Annotated in this window: 15 protein-coding genes; 14 read left to right on the top strand and 1 reads right to left on the bottom strand. The window is 69.5% G+C overall.

The window, feature by feature from the left end; genetic code table 11:
• Positions 1–12 precede the first annotated feature (12 nt).
• The 14 genes from A6P39_RS19095 (at position 13) to recQ (ending at position 17,782) form a co-directional block, all read left to right on the top strand.
• Positions 13–567: a NuoB/complex I 20 kDa subunit family protein gene (locus A6P39_RS19095; RefSeq protein ID WP_067039776.1), complete on the top strand. Its 555-nt coding sequence runs from the start codon at positions 13–15 to the stop codon at positions 565–567.
• A complete protein-coding gene (locus tag A6P39_RS19090) occupies positions 564–1,310 on the top strand; it encodes an NADH-quinone oxidoreductase subunit C (RefSeq protein ID WP_067039779.1) in 747 nt (248 codons plus the stop codon). Before A6P39_RS19095 ends, A6P39_RS19090 begins: the two co-directional genes overlap by 4 nt.
• Positions 1,307–2,647 (top strand): NADH-quinone oxidoreductase subunit D, encoded by a 1,341-nt coding sequence (locus A6P39_RS19085; RefSeq protein ID WP_067039781.1) that lies wholly within the window; start codon positions 1,307–1,309, stop codon positions 2,645–2,647. Before A6P39_RS19090 ends, A6P39_RS19085 begins: the two co-directional genes overlap by 4 nt.
• Complete coding sequence (gene nuoE / locus A6P39_RS19080; protein WP_067039783.1) at positions 2,644–3,426, top strand: NADH-quinone oxidoreductase subunit NuoE; 783 nt, start codon at positions 2,644–2,646, stop codon at positions 3,424–3,426. The genes A6P39_RS19085 and nuoE overlap by 4 nt, the downstream gene beginning before the upstream one ends.
• Positions 3,423–4,772 (top strand): NADH-quinone oxidoreductase subunit NuoF, encoded by a 1,350-nt coding sequence (nuoF, locus tag A6P39_RS19075; protein WP_199840677.1) that lies wholly within the window; start codon positions 3,423–3,425, stop codon positions 4,770–4,772. Before nuoE ends, nuoF begins: the two co-directional genes overlap by 4 nt.
• Positions 4,769–7,273, top strand: coding sequence for an NADH-quinone oxidoreductase subunit G (locus A6P39_RS19070; protein ID WP_067039787.1), 2,505 nt, complete (start codon positions 4,769–4,771; stop codon positions 7,271–7,273). The genes nuoF and A6P39_RS19070 overlap by 4 nt, the downstream gene beginning before the upstream one ends.
• Positions 7,270–8,634, top strand: coding sequence for an NADH-quinone oxidoreductase subunit NuoH (gene nuoH / locus A6P39_RS19065; protein ID WP_067039789.1), 1,365 nt, complete (start codon positions 7,270–7,272; stop codon positions 8,632–8,634). Before A6P39_RS19070 ends, nuoH begins: the two co-directional genes overlap by 4 nt.
• On the top strand, positions 8,627–9,235 hold the full coding sequence (nuoI, locus tag A6P39_RS19060) for an NADH-quinone oxidoreductase subunit NuoI (protein WP_067039791.1): 609 nt from the start codon (positions 8,627–8,629) through the stop codon (positions 9,233–9,235). Before nuoH ends, nuoI begins: the two co-directional genes overlap by 8 nt.
• Positions 9,232–10,074 (top strand): NADH-quinone oxidoreductase subunit J, encoded by an 843-nt coding sequence (locus A6P39_RS19055; RefSeq protein WP_067039793.1) that lies wholly within the window; start codon positions 9,232–9,234, stop codon positions 10,072–10,074. Before nuoI ends, A6P39_RS19055 begins: the two co-directional genes overlap by 4 nt.
• The gene (nuoK, locus tag A6P39_RS19050; protein WP_023547474.1) at positions 10,071–10,370 is read left to right on the top strand and encodes an NADH-quinone oxidoreductase subunit NuoK; all 300 of its coding nucleotides are present in this window, start codon (positions 10,071–10,073) and stop codon (positions 10,368–10,370) included. The genes A6P39_RS19055 and nuoK overlap by 4 nt, the downstream gene beginning before the upstream one ends.
• 15 nt (positions 10,371–10,385) lie before the next feature.
• Entirely contained in the window at positions 10,386–12,281 is a 1,896-nt protein-coding gene (nuoL, locus tag A6P39_RS19045; RefSeq protein ID WP_067039795.1) for an NADH-quinone oxidoreductase subunit L, read from the top strand.
• Between the two features lie 5 nt (positions 12,282–12,286).
• The gene (locus A6P39_RS19040) at positions 12,287–13,858 is read left to right on the top strand and encodes an NADH-quinone oxidoreductase subunit M (RefSeq protein WP_067039797.1); all 1,572 of its coding nucleotides are present in this window, start codon (positions 12,287–12,289) and stop codon (positions 13,856–13,858) included.
• On the top strand, positions 13,855–15,504 hold the full coding sequence (gene nuoN, locus A6P39_RS19035) for an NADH-quinone oxidoreductase subunit NuoN (RefSeq protein WP_067039799.1): 1,650 nt from the start codon (positions 13,855–13,857) through the stop codon (positions 15,502–15,504). Before A6P39_RS19040 ends, nuoN begins: the two co-directional genes overlap by 4 nt.
• A 250-nt stretch (positions 15,505–15,754) precedes the next feature.
• On the top strand, positions 15,755–17,782 hold the full coding sequence (gene recQ / locus A6P39_RS19030; RefSeq protein WP_067039801.1) for a DNA helicase RecQ: 2,028 nt from the start codon (positions 15,755–15,757) through the stop codon (positions 17,780–17,782).
• A gap of 39 nt (positions 17,783–17,821) precedes the next feature.
• Here the strand turns inward: recQ and A6P39_RS19025 are convergent, their stop codons facing one another.
• Entirely contained in the window at positions 17,822–20,587 is a 2,766-nt protein-coding gene (locus A6P39_RS19025) for a fumarate reductase/succinate dehydrogenase flavoprotein subunit (protein ID WP_067039808.1), read from the bottom strand.
• Positions 20,588–20,589: the final 2 nt, after the last annotated feature.

Below are 20,589 nucleotides of genomic sequence, written 5' to 3'. Positions count from 1 at the left end.
GGGCCTACAGACATGGGACTCGAAGAAAAACTGCCGAGCGGCTTCCTGCTGACCACCGTCGAGCAGGCCGCGGGCTGGGTGCGCAAGGCGTCCGTCTTCCCCGCCACCTTCGGCCTCGCCTGCTGCGCCATCGAGATGATGACCACCGGCGCCGGCCGGTACGACCTGGCGCGCTTCGGCATGGAGGTCTTCCGCGGCTCACCGCGCCAGGCCGACCTGATGATCGTCGCCGGCCGGGTCAGCCAGAAGATGGCGCCGGTGCTCCGGCAGGTCTACGACCAGATGCCCAACCCCAAGTGGGTGATCTCCATGGGCGTCTGCGCCTCCTCGGGCGGCATGTTCAACAACTACGCGATCGTCCAGGGCGTCGACCACGTCGTCCCGGTCGACATCTATCTCCCGGGCTGCCCGCCACGCCCCGAGATGCTGATGGACGCGATCCTCAAGCTCCACCAGAAGATCCAGACCTCCAAGCTCGGCGTGAACGCCAAGGAAGCCGCCCGCGAGGCGGAGGAGGCCGCGCTCAAGGCCCTGCCCACGATCGAGATGAAGGGGCTGCTGCGGTGACCGATGCGAACGGCAACGCCAACGGCGTCAACCCCGAGAAGGACCTCTCGGCCTCCAACCTCCCCGGCCAGCGTGGCCAGGGCGGCGAGGAGATCCGCGTCCAGCACGGCATGTTCGGCGCCAACAACGGCGGCGACACCTCCGGCTACGGCGGACTCGTCCGCTCGGTCCGGCTCCCGGGACCGGCGAACAGGCCCTACGGCGGCTGGTTCGACGAGGTCGCCGACGAACTCGAAGGCGCCCTGGAGGAACAAGGACTCCTCCCGGACAACGCCATCGAGAAGACCGTCGTCGACCGCGGCGAGCTGACCTTCCACATCGAACGCGAACACCTGGTCCGCGTCGTCCGCACCCTGCGCGACGACCCGGCCCTGCGCTTCGAGCTGTGCACCGGCGTCAGCGGCGTCCACTACCCGAGCGACAAGGGCCGCGAGCTGCACGCCGTCTACCACCTGCGCTCGATCACCCACAACCGGCTGATCCGCCTCGAGGCCAGTGCCCCCGACGGCGACCCGCACATTCCCTCGCTGGTCTCCGTCTACCCGACCAACGACTGGCACGAGCGCGAGACCTACGACTTCTTCGGGATCGTCTTCGACGGTCACCCGGCCCTGACCCGGATCATGATGCCGGACGACTGGCAGGGCCATCCGCAGCGCAAGGACTACCCCCTCGGCGGCATCCCCGTCGAGTACAAGGGCGCCCAGATCCCGGCTCCGGACCAGCGGAGGTCGTACTCGTGAGCACGCAGTCAGCATCCGCGGCCGACGCCGCCTCGGCGCGCGAGACCACCGAGGGCACCGTATATACGGTCACCGGTGGCGACTGGGACGAGATCGTCCAGTCCGCGACCCGCGCCGACGACGAACGCATCGTCGTCAACATGGGTCCCCAGCACCCCTCCACCCATGGAGTGCTCCGCCTCATCCTGGAGATCGAGGGCGAGACGGTCACCGAGGCCCGCTGCGGCATCGGCTATCTGCACACCGGCATCGAGAAGAACCTCGAGTACCGCACGTGGACGCAGGGCACCACCTTCGTCACGCGCATGGACTACCTGACGTCCTTCTTCAACGAGACCGCCTACTGTCTCGCCGTCGAGAAGCTCCTCGGCATCGAGGACCAGATCAGCGAGCGCGCCAAGATCATCCGGGTGCTCCTGATGGAGCTGAACCGGCTCTCCTCCCACCTGGTGTGCATCGCCACCGGCGGCATGGAGCTGGGCGCCACCACGATCATGATCTACGGATTCCGTGATCGTGAAATGATTCTCGACCTCTACGAGCTGATCACGGGCCTTCGGATGAACCACGCGTACATCCGCCCCGGCGGACTCGCGCAGGACCTGCCGCCCGGAGCGGTGGACCAGATCCGCGAGTTCGTGAAGAAGATGAAGAAGAACCTCCCGGAGTACGACAAGCTCGCCACCGGAAACCCCATCTTCAAGGCCCGCATGCAGGACATCGGCTACCTGGACCTGGCCGGCTGCATGGCCCTCGGCGCCACCGGCCCGATCCTGCGCTCCGCCGGCCTGCCGCACGACCTGCGCAAGGCACAGCCGTACTGCGACTACGAGACGTACGACTTCGAGATCCCGACCGCCGACACCTGCGACGCCTACGGCCGCTTCCTGGTCCGCCTGGAGGAGATGCGCCAGTCGCTCGGGATCGTCGAGCAGTGCCTGGACCGGCTCCAGCCCGGACCGGTCATGGTCGCCGACAAGAAGATCGCCTGGCCCGCCCAGCTCGCCCTGGGACCGGACGGACTCGGCAACTCCCTCGACCACATCAAGAAGATCATGGGCACCTCCATGGAGGCCCTGATCCACCACTTCAAACTCGTCACCGAGGGCTTCCGCGTCCCGCCGGGACAGGCGTACGCGGCCGTCGAGTCCCCCAAGGGCGAACTCGGCGTGCACGCCGTCTCCGACGGCGGCACCCGCCCCTACCGGGTCCACTTCCGCGACCCGTCCTTCACCAACCTGCAGGCCATGGCGGCGATGTGCGAAGGCGGCCAGGTCGCCGACGTGATCGTCGCCGTCGCGTCCATCGACCCCGTGATGGGAGGCGTCGACCGGTGACCACCTCTTCTTCGGAGCGGGGCGTCAGCCTGGGCATGCCCGAACTGCCCGCGCCCGCCTACCCGGACGACATCCGGGCCCGACTGGAGGCGGACGCGCGCGACGTCATCGCGCGCTACCCGGACTCCCGTTCCGCCCTGCTGCCGCTGCTCCACCTCGTGCAGTCGGAGGAGGGCCATGTCACGCGCACCGGAATGCGGTTCTGCGCGGACATGCTGGACCTGACCACGGCCGAGGTCACCGCCGTCGCCACCTTCTACTCCATGTACCGGCGCAGGCCCTCCGGTGACTACCAGGTCGGCGTGTGCACCAACACGCTGTGCGCGGTGATGGGCGGCGACGAGATCTTCGAGACCCTCCAGGAACACCTGGGCGTCGGCAACGGCGAGACCACCGACGACGGCAAGGTCACCCTGGAGCACATCGAGTGCAACGCGGCCTGCGACTTCGCGCCGGTCGTGATGGTCAACTGGGAGTTCTTCGACAACCAGACGCCCGGCAGCGCCAAACGCCTGGTCGACGACCTGCGCGCGGGGCGGCCCGTGCAGCCCACGCGCGGGGCGCGGCTGTGCACCTTCAAGGAGACCGCGCGGATTCTGGCCGGCTTCCCCGACGAGCGGCCCGGGGCCGTCGAGGAGGGCGGCAGTGCGGGACCCGCGTCGCTGGTGGGCCTTCGCCTGGCAAGGGGAGAGGCCGCACCCGCGCGCGTGGTCCATCCGCGTACGCAGGAACCCCAGGATGCGCCGTCCGCGGACCAGGCCACAGAGGAGGGGGAGTGATGAGCGTGGCAGCCGAACTCAAGGACACCAGCCCCGAGAAGCTGCTCGCACCCGTGCTGTCGGCCTTCTGGGACGAGGACCGGTCCTGGACTCTGGACATCTACCAAAGGCACGAGGGGTACGAGGGGCTGCGCAAGGCGCTCGCCATGTCACCGGACGACTTGATCGCGTACGTCAAGGACTCCGGGCTGCGAGGCCGCGGCGGCGCGGGATTCCCGACCGGAATGAAGTGGCAGTTCATTCCCCAGGGTGATGGAAAACCGCACTATCTAGTTGTCAACGCCGACGAGTCGGAGCCAGGGACCTGCAAGGACATCCCGCTCCTCTTCGCGAACCCGCACAGCCTCATCGAGGGCATTGTGATCGCGTGCTATGCCATCAGGTCGTCGCATGCCTTCATCTATCTGCGTGGTGAAGTCGTCCCCGTTCTGCGACGGTTGCACGAGGCCGTGCGCGAGGCCTACGCGGCGGGCTACCTCGGCGAGAACATCCTGGGCAGCGGACTCGATCTCGATGTCACCGTGCACGCGGGCGCCGGCGCGTACATCTGCGGTGAGGAGACCGCACTGCTCGACTCGCTCGAAGGCCGCCGTGGTCAACCGCGGCTGCGTCCTCCTTTCCCTGCTGTCGAAGGGCTCTATGCCTGCCCGACTGTAGTGAACAACGTCGAGTCGATCGCGTCGGTTCCCGCCATCCTGAAAAACGGGAAAGACTGGTTCAGGTCGATGGGCAGCGAGAAATCCCCGGGCTTCACGCTCTACTCGCTCAGCGGCCACGTCGCGAGCCCCGGCCAGTACGAGGCCCCGCTCGGCGTCACGCTGCGCCAGCTCCTCGACATGAGCGGCGGGATGCGCCCCGGCCACCGCCTCAAGTTCTGGACACCGGGCGGGTCCTCGACGCCGATGTTCACCGAAGAGCACCTCGACGTCCCCCTTGATTACGAAGCAGTGGGCGCCGCCGGTTCCATGCTCGGCACAAAAGCCCTGCAGTGCTTCGACGAGACGACCTGCGTGGTGCGGGCGGTGACCCGCTGGACCGAGTTCTACGCCCACGAGTCCTGCGGCAAGTGCACACCCTGCCGCGAAGGGACGTACTGGCTGGTGCAGTTGCTGCGGGACATCGAAGCCGGCAAGGGCACCATGTCCGACCTCGACAAGATCGCCGACATCGCCGACAACATCAACGGCAAGTCGTTCTGCGCCCTTGGCGACGGTGCCGCGGCCCCGATCGCCTCCTCGCTGAAGTACTTCCGCGAGGAGTACCAGCAGCACATCACGGGCCGGGGCTGCCCCTTCGACCCGGCCAAGTCGACGGCCTGGGCGGACCGCCCGGAGGTGAACGCATGACCGTGACCACCAACGCCCCCGGCGCCGGGGGAGAGGCGGCGGTCCCGCCGGAGGACCTCGTCACGCTGACGATCGACGGCGCCGAGATCAGCGTGCCCAAGGGCACATTGGTCATCCGCGCCGCCGAGCAGCTCGGCATCGAGATCCCGCGGTTCTGCGACCACCCCCTCCTCGACCCCGCCGGTGCCTGCCGCCAGTGCATCGTCGAGGTCGAGGGCCAGCGCAAGCCGATGGCGTCCTGCACCATCACCTGCACCGACGGCATGGTGGTGAAGACCCAGCTCACCTCGCCGGTCGCTGAGAAGGCCCAGCACGGCGTGATGGAACTGCTGCTCATCAACCACCCGCTGGACTGCCCCGTCTGCGACAAGGGCGGCGAGTGCCCGCTGCAGAACCAGGCCATGTCGCACGGCAACGCCGAGTCCCGCTTCGACGGAAAGAAGCGGACCTTCGAAAAGCCCGTACCGATCTCCACCCAGGTCCTGCTCGACCGCGAGCGGTGCGTGCTGTGTGCCCGCTGCACCCGGTTCTCCAACCAGATCGCGGGAGACCCGATGATCGAGCTGCTCGAGCGGGGCGCGCTCCAGCAGGTCGGCACCGGCGAGGGCGACCCCTTCGAGTCGTACTTCTCCGGCAACACCATCCAGATCTGCCCGGTCGGCGCCCTCACCTCGGCGGCCTACCGGTTCCGCTCCCGCCCCTTCGACCTCATCTCCTCGCCGTCCGTGTGCGAGCACTGCTCCGGCGGCTGTGCCACCCGCACCGACCACCGGCGCGGCAAGGTCATGCGGCGGCTCGCCGAGAACGACCCCGAGGTCAACGAGGAGTGGATCTGCGACAAGGGACGCTTCGCGTTCCGGTACGCGCAGATGAAGGACCGGCTCGAAACCCCGCTGGTGCGGGGCGCGGACGGCGTCCTCGCGCCCGCCTCCTGGCCGGAGGCGCTGGACGCGGCCGCGCGCGGGCTGAGCGCCGCCCGCTCCAGGGCCGGCGTCCTCACCGGCGGCCGGCTGACCGTCGAGGACGCCTACGCCTACAGCAAGTTCGCGCGCGTGGCGCTCGACACCAACGACATCGACTTCCGCGCGCGCGTGCACAGCGGTGAGGAGTCCGACTTCCTGGCGTCCCAGGTGGCCGGCCGCGGCCGTGACCTCGATGGCACGGGCGTCACGTACACCTCCCTGGAGAATGCGCCCGCCGTCCTGCTGGCCGGCTTCGAGTCGGAGGAGGAGGCGCCCGGCGTCTTCCTACGGCTGCGCAAGGCGTGGCGCAAACGCAAGCAGAAGGTGTTCGCGCTGGCCACGCACGCGACCCGGGGCCTTCAGAAGGCGGGCGGCACCCTGCTGCCGGCCGCGCCCGGCACCGAGACCGAGTGGCTGGACGCCCTCGCGAGCGGCGTCGGCCTGGAGGAGCCCGGCACCCGCGCCGCCCAGGCCCTGCGCGCCGCGGGAGCGGTCATCGTCGTCGGCGAGCGGCTCGCCTCGGTCGCGGGCGGCCTCACCGCCGCCGTACGCGCCGCCACCGCGACCGGCGCCCAGCTGGTGTGGATCCCGCGCCGTGCCGGTGAGCGCGGTGCCGTCGAGGCGGGCGCGCTGCCGGCGCTGCTGCCGGGCGGCCGCCCGGCGACCGACCCGCGCGCGCGGGAGGAGGTCGCGGCCGCCTGGGGGATCGCCGAACTCCCGCTGCGCTACGGCCGCGACACCCACCACATTCTCGAGGCCGCCGCCACCGGTGAACTGTCGGCGCTGGTCGTCGCCGGCGTGGAGGTGGCCGACCTGCCCGACCCGGCACGCGCGCGTGAGGCACTGGACAGCGTCGGCTTCCTGGTGTCGCTGGAGCTGCGGCCCAGCGAGGTCACCGAGCACGCCGACGTCGTCCTGCCGGTGGCCGCCGTCGCCGAGAAGGCGGGCACCTTCCTCAACTGGGAGGGCAGGGTGCGCTTCTTCGACGCCGCGCTCAAGCCCGACCAGATGACCCGTCGCCTCGCACCGACCGACGCGCGCGTGCTGCAGATGCTCGCCGACGCCATGGACGTCCACCTGGGCCTGCCGGATCTGCGCACCACGCGCGCGGAGATCGACCGGCTCGGCCCCTGGGACGGCCGGCGCGCCACCGAGCCGCACGAGTCCTCGGGCGTGCTGCCGCGTCCGGCCGCCGGCGAGGCCGTACTCGCCGGACACCGGCTGCTGCTCGACCAGGGCGTCCTCCAGCAGGGCGACGAGGCGCTCGCCGGCACCCGGCACGCCGCACACGCGCGCGTGTCCGCTGCGACAGCAGCCGAAGCAGGCGTCAAGGACGGTGACCTCCTCGCCGTCACCGGCCCTGAGGGCACCGTCGAACTCCCGCTCCAGATCACCGAGATGCCCGACCGGGTGGTCTGGCTCCCGCTGAACTCCGCCGGCACCGGCGTCGCCTCCGACACCGGGGCACAGCCCGGAAAACTCGTCCGCATCGGCCCGGCGGCAGTCGCCGAAGAGGCCCCCAAGGAGGTGGAGGCATGAGCCCGTACCTCGCCGCTGAAAACCTCTCGATGTTCGGCCGCGACCCCTGGTGGCTGGTCGTCATCAAGGCCGTCTTCTGCTTCGCCTTCCTGATGGTGACTGTGCTGTTCTCCATCGTCTGGGAGCGCAAGGTCGTCGCCTGGATGCAGCTGCGCATCGGCCCCAACCGGCACGGCCCCTGGGGCATGCTCCAGTCACTCGCCGACGGCGTGAAGCTGATGCTCAAGGAAGACATCATCGTCAAGCGCGCCGACAAGGTGGTCTACATCCTGGCGCCGATCGTCGCGGCCATCCCGGCCTTCATGGCGATCGCGGTGATCCCCTTCGGTCCGGCCGACAACGAGATCTCGGTCTTCGGTCACCGCACCACGATGCAGCTCACCGACCTGCCGATCGCGATGCTCTACATCCTCGCGGTCGCCTCCGTCGGCATCTACGGCATCGTCCTCGCGGGTTGGAGTTCTGGATCCACCTACCCGCTCCTCGGCGGCCTGCGCTCCTGCGCGCAGATGATCTCCTACGAGATCGCCATGGGTGCCGCGTTCGCCTCGGTGTTCCTGTACTCGGGGTCGATGTCGACGTCCACGATCGTGGCGCAGCAGCACGACCGCTGGTACATCCTGCTGCTGCCGGTCTCCTTCATCCTCTACATCGTCACGATGGTCGGTGAGACCAACCGTGCCCCCTTCGACATGCCGGAGTCCGAGGGCGACCTGGTCGGCGGCTTCAACACCGAATACTCGTCCATCAAGTTCGCGATGTTCATGCTCGCCGAGTACGTGAACATGGTGACGGTCTCGGCCGTCTCCACCACTCTCTTCCTCGGCGGCTGGCGCGCCCCCTGGCCGATCAGCGCCTTCTGGGAGGGCGCCAACCACGGCTGGTGGCCGCTGCTCTGGTTCGTGATCAAGGTCCAGCTGCTGCTGTTCTTCTTCATCTGGCTGCGCGGCACGCTCCCGCGTGTCCGCTACGACCAGCTGATGAAGCTCGGCTGGAAGGTCCTCATCCCGGTCTCCGTGACCTGGCTGATGCTGGTGGCGACCGTACGGGCCCTGCGCAACGAGCACTACGACTTCGCCGACATCGCCCTCTACGTCGGCGGCGGTGTCCTCGCCCTGCTGCTGCTCTCCTTCGTCGCCGACATGTTCCGCGAGAAGGCGAAGACGGCCGAGCAGCCCGCGGTCCAGGAGGGCGGATTCGACCCGATGGCGGGCGGATTCCCGGTTCCGCCGCTGCCCGGACAGGAACTTCCGCCGGTGCCGAGGCGCCGCCCCCGCCGCGAGCACGAGCTGATTGTCAGTGGCGGGTCGGACACTGTCAGTGACGGATCTTCGGATGGAAAGGAGGCGTCCGATGGCTGAGGAGCCCAAGGAGACCAAGCCCGGTTTCCTGAACCCCGTGGCCGGCTTCGGCGTGACCTTCAAGGCCATGTTCAAGAAGCGGCTGACCGAGCAGTACCCGGAGCAGAAGAAGACCACGGCCCCGCGGTTCCACGGACGGCACCAGCTCAACCGCCATCCGGACGGTCTGGAGAAGTGCGTCGGCTGCGAGCTGTGCGCCTGGGCCTGCCCGGCCGACGCCATCTACGTGGAAGGCGCCGACAACACCGACGAGGAACGCTACTCGCCGGGCGAGCGGTACGGCCGCGTCTACCAGATCAACTACGCCCGCTGCATCCTGTGCGGCCTGTGCATCGAGGCGTGCCCCACGCGCGCGCTCACGATGACCAACGAGTTCGAGCTGGCCGACTCCAGCCGCGCCAACCTCATCTACACCAAGGAACAGCTCCTCGCCGGGCTGGAAGAGGGCATGGTCGACACGCCCCACGCGATCTTCCCGGGGACGGACGAACAGGACTACTACCGGGGCCTGGTGACGCAGGCCGCGCCCGGCACGGTCCGCCAGGTCGCCGTCTCCAAGGGGGAGACCCCCGAGGACCATGAGCAGGAGGTGGACGCATGAGCCCGCAGCTCGCCGCCTACACCACCTCCACCGGTGAGGCCTTCCAGTTCTGGGTGCTCGGCACGGTCGCGGTGATCGGCGCCCTCGGCACCGTCTTCATGAGGAAGGCCGTGCACAGCGCCCTCTGCCTTGCCGGCACCATGATCGTCCTGGCGGTGTTCTACCTCGCCAACGGTGCCTACTTCCTGGGAATCGTGCAGATCGTCGTCTACACGGGCGCGATCATGATGCTGTTCCTGTTCGTGGTGATGCTCGTCGGCGTGACGGCCGCGGACTCGCTGAAGGAGACCATCAAGGGCCAGCGCTGGCTGGCTCTTCTCTGCGGGGTCGGCTTCGGCGTCCTGCTGCTCGCCGGCATCGGCAACGCCTCCCTGAAGGAGTTCAACGGCACCGGCCAGGCGAACGCGAACGGCAACGTGGAGGGCCTCGCCTCCCTCATCTTCACCAAGTACGTCTTCGCCTTCGAAATCACCGGTGCCCTGCTGATCACGGCCGCCGTCGGCGCCATGGTGCTCACGCACCGGGAGCGCACCGAGCGTGCCAAGACCCAGCGCGAGCTGGCCGAACAGCGCATCCGCGAGGGCAAGCACGTCCCGCCGCTGCCCGCCCCCGGCGTCTACGCCCGGCACAACGCCGTGGACATCGCCGGCCTGCTCCCCGACGGCACCCCGTCCGAGCTGACCGTCAACAAGACGCTGCGCGAGCGCGGCCAGATCCGTGACGTGTCGGCGGAGGCGCTCAACGACCTGCGGGCGCTGGAGCAGCGCGCGGCGGAGCGCCTGGAGCGCACGGCGATCGAACCGGCGACGTTCAAGCGGTCCGAGGAGGCGTCGAAGTGAACCCGGTCAACTACCTCTATCTCGCCGCCCTGTTGTTCACGATCGGCGCGACCGGCGTCCTGATCCGGCGCAACGCCATCGTGGTCTTCATGTGCATCGAGCTGATGCTGAACGCCTGCAACCTCGCGTTCGTCACCTTCTCCCGGATGCACGGCAACCTCGACGGCCAGATCATCGCCTTCTTCACGATGGTCGTCGCCGCCGCGGAGGTCGTGGTGGGCCTCGCGATCATCGTGTCGCTGTTCCGTACCCGCCACTCGGCCTCGGTCGACGATGCCAGCCTGATGAAGCTGTAAGGGGTCGGAAGAATCGTGGAGAACCTGATCGCGCTGCTCATCGCGGCGCCCCTGCTCGGAGCGGCCGTCCTGCTGGTCGGCGGCCGGCGCCTGGACCGCGTCGGCCACTGGATCGGCACCGGTCTGTCGGCCGTCTCCTTCGTGTTCGGCCTGATCCTCTTCGCCGACCTGCTCGGCAAGAACGCCGAGCACCGCACCCTGATCAAGCACTTGTTCAGCTGGGTCCCGGTGGCCGGCTTCCAGGCGGACGCCACCCTCCGCCTCGACCAGCTGTCGATGACGTTCGTTCTGCTCATCACGGGCGTCGGCTCGCTGATCCACCTGTACTCGGTCGGGTACATGGAGCACGACGAGCGCCGCCGCCGCTTCTTCGGCTACCTGAACCTGTTCCTCGCGGCGATGCTGCTGCTCGTCCTCGCCGACAACTACCTCCTGCTGTACGTCGGCTGGGAGGGCGTCGGTCTCGCCTCGTACCTGCTGATCGGCTTCTGGCAGCACAAGCCCAGCGCCGCCACGGCCGCGAAGAAGGCCTTCCTGGTCAACCGCGTCGGCGACATGGGCCTGTCGATCGCGATCATGCTGATGTTCGCGACGTACGGGACCTTCGCCTTCGGTCCGGTCCTCGGGCACGCGACCGAGGCCTCCCAGGGCAAGCTCACCGCGATCGGCCTGATGCTGCTGCTCGCCGCCTGCGGCAAGTCCGCCCAGGTGCCGCTGCAGTCCTGGCTCGGGGACGCTATGGAGGGCCCCACCCCGGTCTCGGCCCTGATCCACGCGGCGACGATGGTGACCGCGGGCGTGTACCTGATCGTCCGCTCCGGAGCCATCTTCAACGCGGCCCCGGACGCCCAGCTCGCCGTCACCGTCGTCGGCGCGGTCACGCTCCTGTTCGGTGCGATCGTCGGTTGCGCCAAGGACGACATCAAGAAGGCGCTGGCCGGCTCGACCATGTCGCAGATCGGCTACATGATCCTCGCCGCGGGCCTCGGCCCCATCGGCTACGTCTTCGCGATCATGCACCTGGTGACGCACGGCTTCTTCAAGGCCGGGCTGTTCCTCGGCGCCGGTTCCGTCATGCACGGCATGAACGACGAGGTCGACATGCGCAAGTACGGCGGTCTGCGCACGTACATGCCGGTCACCTTCGTCACCTTCGGCCTCGGCTACCTCGCCATCATCGGCTTCCCGGGCCTGTCCGGCTTCTTCTCCAAGGACAAGATCATCGAGGCGGCCTTCGCCAAGGGCGGCACCGAGGGCTGGATCCTCGGCGGTGCGGCCCTCCTGGGCGCGGCCATCACCGCGTTCTACATGACACGCGTGATGCTGATGACCTTCTTCGGCGAGAAGCGCTGGCAGCCGGACGAGAACGGCAACGAGCCGCACCCGCACGAGTCCCCGAGGGTCATGACGATCCCGATGATCGTGCTGGCCGTCGGATCAGTCTTCGCCGGTGGCCTCTTCAGCATCGGCGACCGCTTCCTGCACTGGCTGGAGCCGGTCACCGGACACAGCGAGGGCCACTCCCCGGTCGGCGCCTGGACGGTCACCGGAGCGACCATGGTGTGCCTGCTCATCGGCGTCGGCATCGCCTGGGCGCAATACGGCCGCAAGCCCGTCCCCGCCGTTGCCCCGCGCGGTTCCCTGCTCACCCGCGCGGCCCGCCGTGACCTGCTCCAGGACGACTTCAACCATGTGGTCCTGGTACGGGGCGGCGAGCACCTGACGCGCTCCCTCGTGTATGTCGACCACACCCTGGTCGACGGTGTCGTCAACGGCACGGCGGCCGGCTTCGGCGGCCTGTCCGGACGGCTGCGCCGGCTCCAGAACGGCTTCGCCCGCTCCTACGCGGTCTCGATGTTCGGCGGTGCGGCACTCCTGGTCGCCGCGACCCTGCTGATGAGGGCGGTCTGATACCGATGTCCTTTCCTCTGCTGACAGCGACGGCGGTACTCCCGGCCGTGGGGGCCGTCGCCACGGCCGCCGTACCGGCCGCGCAGCGCACCGCCGCCAAGTGGCTGGCGCTGCTCGTCTCGCTCGCCACCCTCGGCCTGGCGATCACCGTCCTGGTCCGCTTCGACCCGCACGGCGCCCGCTACCAGCTCACCGAATCCCACGCCTGGATCAAGGACTTCGGGGTGCGCTACGAGCTGGGCGTGGACGGCATCGCGGTGGCCCTGGTCGCGCTGACCGCCGTCCTGATCCCGTTCATCATCCTCGCCGGCTGGCACGACGCCGACCCACTGGAGACCGGAAGCCGCCGCTGGCGGCCCACCCAGGGATTCTTCGCCCTGATCCTGGCAGTCGAGGCGATGGTGATCATCTCCTTCGAGGCCACCGACGTCTTCCTCTTCTACATCTTCTTCGAAGCCATGCTCATCCCGATGTACTTCCTCATCGGCGGCTTCGGAGACCGCGCCCATGCACAGGGCGAGAAGGCGGCGTCGACGCAACGCTCGTACGCGGCAGTGAAGTTCCTGCTCTACAACCTGGTCGGCGGCCTGATCATGCTGGCCGCGGTGATCGGCCTCTATGTGGTGGCCGGAAACTTCAGCCTCGCGGAAATCGCGCACGCGCGCGCGAACGGCTCGCTGCACATGGCGACGAGCACCGAACGCTGGCTGTTCCTCGGCTTCTTCTTCGCCTTCGCCGTGAAGGCGCCGCTGTGGCCGCTGCACACCTGGCTGCCCAACGCCATGCAGGAGTCCACCGCCCCGGTCGCCGTCCTGATCACCGCGGTCGTCGACAAGGTGGGCACCTTCGCGATGCTCCGCTTCTGCCTCCAGCTCTTCCCGGAGGCCAGCAAGTGGGCGACGCCCGTCATCCTGGTGCTGTCCCTGATCAGCATCGTCTATGGTGCGCTGCTCGCCGTCGGCCAGCGGGACATCAAGCGCCTGGTGGCGTACGCGTCGATCTCGCACTTCGGCTTCATCATCATGGGCATCTTCGCGATGACCAGCCAGGGCCAGTCCGGCGCCACCCTCTACATGGTCAACCACGGCATCTCCACGGCCGCGCTGATGCTGGTCGCCGGCTTCCTGATCTCCCGGCGCGGCTCGCGGCTCATCGCCGACTACGGTGGTGTGCAGAAGGTCGCCCCGGTGCTCGCCGGCACCTTCCTGATCGGCGGCCTCGCCACTCTCTCGCTGCCGGGCCTCGCCCCGTTCGTGAGCGAATTCCTGGTCCTGGTCGGCACGTTCACGCGCTACCCGGCGATCGGCATCATCGCCACCCTCGGCATCGTCCTCGCCGCGCTCTACACCCTCGTGCTGTACCAGCGGACGATGACCGGCCCGGTGAAGCCCGAGGTCTCGGCGATGCCCGACCTCCGCGCGCGCGAGCTGGTGGTGGTCGCCCCGCTGATCGTGCTGCTGATCTTCCTGGGCGTCTACCCGAAGCCCGTCACGGACATCGTCAACCCGGCGGTCAAACAGACCATGTCCGACGTACACAAGACCGACCCCAAGCCCTCGGTGGAGGCGGCCAAGTGAGCACAGCAGCCGTCCACAGCCTGTGGACAACCGCGGCCGACCCGATCGCGAAGATCCCGACGCCGAAGATCGAATACGGACAATTGTCGCCGACGCTGATCGTCGTCGGTGCGGCGCTGGTCGGGGTGCTGATCGAGGCGTTCGTCCCGCGCAAGTCCCGCTACTACGCCCAGGTGTTCGTGTCCGTCGTGGCCCTGTGCGCAGCGTTCGCCGCGGTGGTCGGGCTCGCCGCCGACGGTTACGGCACCACCAAGGCGCACATCGCGGCCATGGGCGCGCTCGCGGTCGACGGGCCGTCCCTGTTCCTCCAGGGCACGATCCTGCTGGCCGGTCTGGTCGCCCTGTTCACCTTTGCAGAGCGGCGCCTGGACCCGGCCGCGCACGGCAACCGCGTCGACTCCTTCGCCGCACAGGCCGCATCCGTACCGGGCAGCGACAGCGAAAAGGCGGCGGTGAAGGCCGGCTTCACCACGACAGAGGCCTTCCCGCTCCTCCTCTTCGCGATCGCAGGCATGCTGGTGTTCCCCTCGGCCAGCGACCTGCTGACGCTCTTCGTGGCCCTGGAAGTCTTCTCCCTGCCGCTGTACCTGCTGTGCGCACTGGCCCGCCGCAAGCGGCTGATGTCGCAGGAGGCCGCGGTCAAGTACTTCCTGCTCGGCGCGTTCGCCTCGGCGTTCACCCTGTTCGGCATCGCCCTGCTCTACGGCTACGCGGGCTCGGTGTCGTACGCGCGCATCGCACAGGTCGTCGAGGGCACGGTGACCAACGTCGACCCGGCGCTCGCCAACACCATGGGCAATGACGCACTGCTGCTCATCGGCGGCGCCATGATCGTGATGGGGCTGCTGTTCAAGGTCGGCGCGGTGCCGTTCCACATGTGGACGCCCGACGTCTACCAGGGCGCGCCGACCCCCGTGACCGGCTTCATGGCGGCGGCGACGAAGGTGGCCGCGTTCGGCGCGCTGCTGCGGCTGCTGTACGTCGTCCTGCCGGGCATGCGCTGGGACTGGCGGCCGGTGATGTGGGCAGTGGCGATCATCACCATGCTGGGCGGTGCGATCGTCGCGATCACGCAGACCGACATCAAGCGGCTGCTGGCGTACTCGTCCATCGCACACGCCGGATTCATCCTCGCGGGTGTCATCGCCACGTCGAAGGACGGCGTCTCGTCGGTCCTCTTCTACCTGGCCGGCTACTCCTTCGTGACGATCGGCGCCTTCGCGGTGGTCACGCTGGTGCGCGACGCGGGCGGCGAGGCGACCCATCTGTCCAAGTGGGCGGGGCTCGGCCGCCGCTCTCCACTGGTGGCGGCCGTCTTCGCCGTGTTCCTCCTGGCCTTCGCAGGCATCCCGCTGACCTCCGGCTTCGCCGGGAAGTTCGCCGTGTTCAAGGCGGCGGCGGACGGCGGCGCGGCCCCGCTGGTCGTCATCGGTGTGATCTCCTCGGCGATCGCCGCGTTCTTCTACATCCGCGTGATCGTCCTGATGTTCTTCAGCGAACCGCGTCCGGAAGGCCCGACCGTGGCCGTCCCCTCCCCGCTGACCATGGCGGCGATCGGCCTGGGCGTGGCCGTGACCCTGGTGCTCGGTGTCGCCCCGCAGTACTTCCTGAACCTGGCGAGCCAGGCGGGAGTGTTCGTGCGCTGACATACCTTTCGCACAGGCCGCTGCCCGGCATCTCCGAACAGGAGGGCGCCGGGCAGCGGCCTGTGCGAACGCCGTGCTGCGCTCGTGTGCGATTGCGGTGCCGAGCCCTGCCGATCGCTTCAGGTGAGTGCCGGGTCACGGAGGAGAACGGATCGAGCCTGTGGATAACTCCGTGGCTGTCGGTGCGGCCCCCTATCGTGGAGGCAGCGGTCGGGAAACGACACACGGGGGACCGGCGGGGGACAGGACCATGGAAGCGACGGGCGGGATCTGCGAGATGCCAAGGGTGACCGAGGGGCCGGGCGCGGCCGGCAGCGAGGCGCTGGCCACGCTGCACCGGGTCTTCGGATACGAGGCTTTCCGGAGCGAACAGCAAGCGATCATCGAGCACGTGGTGGCCGGCGAAGACGCCGTCGTCCTCATGCCGACCGGCGGCGGCAAGTCGCTGTGCTACCAGATCCCGGCCCTGGTCAGACCAGGTACGGGCGTGGTGATCTCTCCACTGATCGCGCTGATGCAGGACCAGGTGGACGCCCTGCGCGCCCTCGGCGTGCGCGCCGGCTTCATCAACTCCACGCAGGACTTCGACGAGCGCCGCCTGGTAGAGGCCGAGTTCCTCTCCGGCGAGCTGGACCTGCTCTACCTGGCCCCGGAGCGGCTGCGCCTGGACACCACGCTCGACCTGCTCTCGCGCGGCAAGATCTCCGTCTTCGCCATCGACGAGGCACACTGCGTGTCCCAGTGGGGCCACGACTTCCGCCCCGACTACCTCGCCCTGTCCCTCCTCGGCGAGCGCTGGCCCGACGTCCCGCGGATCGCCCTCACCGCCACGGCCACCCGCGCCACCCACGAGGAGATCACCCAGCGGCTCAACCTGCCGACGGCCCGGCACTTCGTCGCCAGCTTCGACCGGCCCAACATCCAGTACAGGATCGTGCCCAAGGCCGACCCCAAGAAGCAGCTGCTCGCCTTCCTCAGGCAGGAGCACGCGGGCGACGCCGGCATCGTGTACTGCCTCTCGCGCAACTCGGTGGAGCGGACGGCGGAGTTCCTGTCCGACAACGGCATCGAGGCGGTGCCGTACCACGCGGGCCTGGACGCGGGCACGCGCGCCGCCCACCAGTCCCGGTTCCTGCGCGAGGACGGCCTGGTCGTGGTGGCGACCATCGCCTTCGGCATGGGCATCGACAAGCCGGACGTACGGTTCGTCGCCCACCTGGACCTGCCCAAGTCGATCGAGGGCTACTACCAGGAGACCGGCCGGGCGGGCCGCGACGGACTGCCGTCCACGGCGTGGATGGCGTACGGCCTGAACGACGTCATACAGCAGCGCAAACTGATCCAGTCCGGCGAGGGCGACGAGGCGTTCCGCCGCCGCGCCTCCGCCCACCTGGACGCGATGCTCGCGCTGTGCGAGACCGCCCAGTGCCGCCGTGGCCAGCTGCTTGCCTACTTCGGCCAGGACCCCGATGCGGCGGGCTGCGGCAACTGTGACACCTGTCTCACCCCGCCGGAGACCTGGGACGGCACGATCGCCGCGCAGAAGGTGCTGTCGACGGTGGTGCGGCTGCAGCGTGAACGCGGGCAGAAGTTCGGCGCCCTGCAGATCGTCGACATCCTGCTCGGCAAGCGCACCGGCAAGGTCATCCAGTTCGATCACGACCAGTTGTCCGTCTTCGGCATCGGGACAGACCTCACCGAGGCCGAGTGGCGGGGCGCCATCCGACAGCTGCTGGCCCAGGGGCTGCTCGCGGTCGAGGGGGAGTACGGCACGCTGGTGCTCACCGAGGCGAGCGGCTCGGTCCTGCGCAGCGAGCGCGAGGTGCCACTGCGCAAGGAGCCGAAGAAGCCGGCCGCCACCCGGTCGCGGTCGGCCGGCACATCCGGCGGCGACCGCAAGGCCAAGACCGCCGCCGCCGAACTGCCCGACGAACTGCTGCCCGCCTTCGAGGCCCTGCGCGCCTGGCGCGCCGAACAGGCCCGCGAACAGGGCGTTCCTGCGTACGTCATCTTCCACGACGCCACCCTGCGGGAGATCGTCACCGTGAGACCTGCCTCAGTGCGCGAGCTGGGCACGGTGAACGGCGTCGGCGAGAAGAAGCTCGCGACGTACGGCGAGGGTGTGCTGGCGGTGCTGGCCTCCATGGACAGTCCGGAAGGTCCGGAAGGTCCGGAAGGTTCGGACGGTCCGGCCGGACCCGTCCCGGCCGTCGGCGACGCCCAGGACGCCGACTGGCCGGAGCCGGACGATGAGCCGGAGCCCGACGACTGGATATAGGGGGTCGGGCGGGTCGGTCCGCGGCGATGCGGGGGAGCGTCACAGCCCCCGCGCCGCGTAGGCCCTGACGTCCGCGTCCGAATCGGCCGTGGCCGTGGCGAGCGCCGCGCGGGCCTCCGCCGTGGCCCGGTGCCGGGTCAGGGCGAGCACGGCAGCCTTGCGCACGTCCGCGTTGGGGTCGGCCAGGGCCTTGGCCAGGGCGGGGACGGCGCCGTCGGCGGTCGCGGCCGACAGCGCCGCAGCGGCACCGGAGCGGACCTGCCAGGCCGGATCGGACAGGGCGGCCACGGCACGGGCGGCGAGCGGCGGCGGGCAGCCGGTGCCGGCCAGCGCACCGAGAGCGGCACCGCGTACCAGGGCATCGCCGTCCTCGGTGAGACGGTCCAGCGTGGCCGTGACCAGCTGCCGGTCGGCCCCCGTCAGCGCCGCCGGTCCGAGGGCCGCCAGTGCCTTGGCCAGGCTGACCCGGACCTCCCGGGAGGGATCGTCCGCGGCAGCGGCCAGCGGCCGGACGGCGTCGACCGAGACCAGCGCCCGTACGGCCTCGGTGCGGACGCCGATGTCGGGGTCGTCCAGCGCCGCCGCGAACACACCGGCCTCACCGAGCCGCAGGACGCGCAGCACATCGAGCGCGGCAGCCCGGACCACCGGGTCGGCCTGGGCGAGCACGCCGGTGAGTGCGGCGCCCAGGGCAGGGTCGGGCGGCAGTGTCTCGACGACTTCGCGCAGGCAGGCCGCGGCAGCTGCGCGGACCTCGGCATCGGGATCGGCGAGGGCACCGGCCAGCGCCTGCCCGGTGCCGGGCGGCACGGTCTCGGTGAGCACCGAGACGGCCGTACGGCGCACAACAGGGTCGAAGTCCGCCAAGTAGGGCTCCAAAGCAGCAAGTTCGGGCTCCTCCTCGGCCAGCTCCAGCAGCTGGAGAAGCCGGGGCGAGGCGGGGCCGGGGGTGCCGGGCCGTCCGCCGGAGGCGGTGGCACGGGCGGAGGCCGGTCCCACGGCGACAGGCGCCACCTCACGCGGCCCGGCCGTGGCCACGTGCTCGGGACGGACCTCGCCGATCCGCCGGCACGGGCCGCCGACGGGCGTGAACTCCTCGATCGGAACCAGATAGGGAGCCACGGGACGGGCCGTGAACTCCATAGCGCCAGAGGGGGACTTGTGCAGATCGAGATGGTGGAACCAGGAGACGTCGTCGCGTCCGGGGTGGTCGCGACGGTCGTGGTAGAGGCCCCAGCGGGACTCGGTGCGGGCGAGAGAGGCGCGGGCGGCCATTTCGGCGCAGTCACGGATGAAAGTGACCTCGGCGCAGCGCATCAGCTCGTGCGGGGTGCGGGCGCCCATGGCGGCGATGTCGGCGCGCATCCGCTCGAACGCCTCCAGGGCGAGCGAGAGCCGCGCACCGGACTTCGGCGGTGCCACGTAGTCGTTCACGAAGCGGCGCAGCTTGTACTCGACCTGGGGCTGCGGCGGGCCGTCCGGGTTGCGCAGCGGGCGGTAGATCAGCTCGTGCGCCGCACGCACCTGGTCCGCGGGCAGTTCACCCGCGTACGCCGTGTACTGGGCGGCGTCCGCGCCCGCGAGGTCGCCGAAGACGAAGGCGCCGATCATGTAGTTGTGCGGGACACAGGCGAGGTCGCCGGCGGCGTACAGGCGTGGGACGGTCGTACGGGCGTGGTCGTCGACGCGGACGCCGGAGGCGGAGTGGCCGCCGCACAGGCCGATCTCGGAGATGTGCATCTCGACGTCGTGAGTGCGGTAGTCGTGCCCGCGCCCGGCGTGGAAGGTGCCGCGGGTGGGGCGTTCGGTGGAGTGCAGGATGGACTCCAGGGCGGAGACCGACTCCTCGGGGAGATGGCTGAGCTTGAGGTAAACGGGTCCGCGGTCGCCGGCGACCTCGGCGGCGAACTCGGCCATCATCTGCCCGGACCAGTAGTCGGAGTCGACGAACCGCTCCCCGTTCCTGTTGACCTGGTAGCCGCCGAAGGGGTTGGCGACGTAGGCGCAGGCCGGCCCGTTGTAGTCCTTGATCAACGGGTTGATCTGGAAGCACTCGATGCCGGTCAGCTCAGCGCCCGCGTGGTACGCCATGGCGTACCCGTCGCCGGCGTTGGTGGGGTTCTCGTATGTGCCGTAGAGGTAGCCGGAGGCGGGCAGGCCGAGCCGGCCGCAGGCGCCGGTCGCGAGGATCACCGCGCCCGCGCGGACGGTGACGAACGCGCCGGTACGGGTGTGGAAGCCCGCGGCGCCCACGGCCCGCCCCTCGGCGGTCAGGACCCGGACCGGCATCACCCGGTTCTCGATCCGGATCCGCTCCCGCATCTCGCGCCGCCGCAACTGCCGGTACAGGACCTTTTTGACGTCCTTGCCCTCTGGCATGGGCAGTACGTACGAGCCGGAGCGGTGGACCTGGCGCACCGCGTACTCACCGTGCTCGTCCTTCTCGAACTTGACCCCGTACGACTCCAGCCGCTGCACCATCGCGAAGCCGCGGGTGGCGGTCTGGCGGACGGTGGACTGGTCGACGATGCCGTCGTTGGCGCGGGTGATCTCGGCGACGTAGTCGTCGGGTTCGGCGCGGCCCGGGACGACCGCGTTGTTGACGCCGTCCATGCCCATGGCGAGTGCGCCGGAGTGGCGGACGTGGGCCTTCTCCAGCAGCAGGACCCGCGCACCGCGCTCGGCGGCAGTCAGGGCGGCCATGGTGCCGGCGGTGCCACCGCCGATGACGAGGACATCGCAGGTCAGCTCCTCGGCGTCGGTGACGGCGGGAATCTCCGGGGGAGTGGTGGCGGGGGTAGTCACCG

Origin of the sequence: Streptomyces sp. FXJ1.172, assembly GCF_001636945.3 — a bacterium.
In the GTDB taxonomy this organism is placed as follows: Bacteria; Actinomycetota; Actinomycetes; order Streptomycetales; family Streptomycetaceae; genus Streptomyces.
This window is presented reverse-complemented; position numbering and strand designations above follow the sequence as displayed.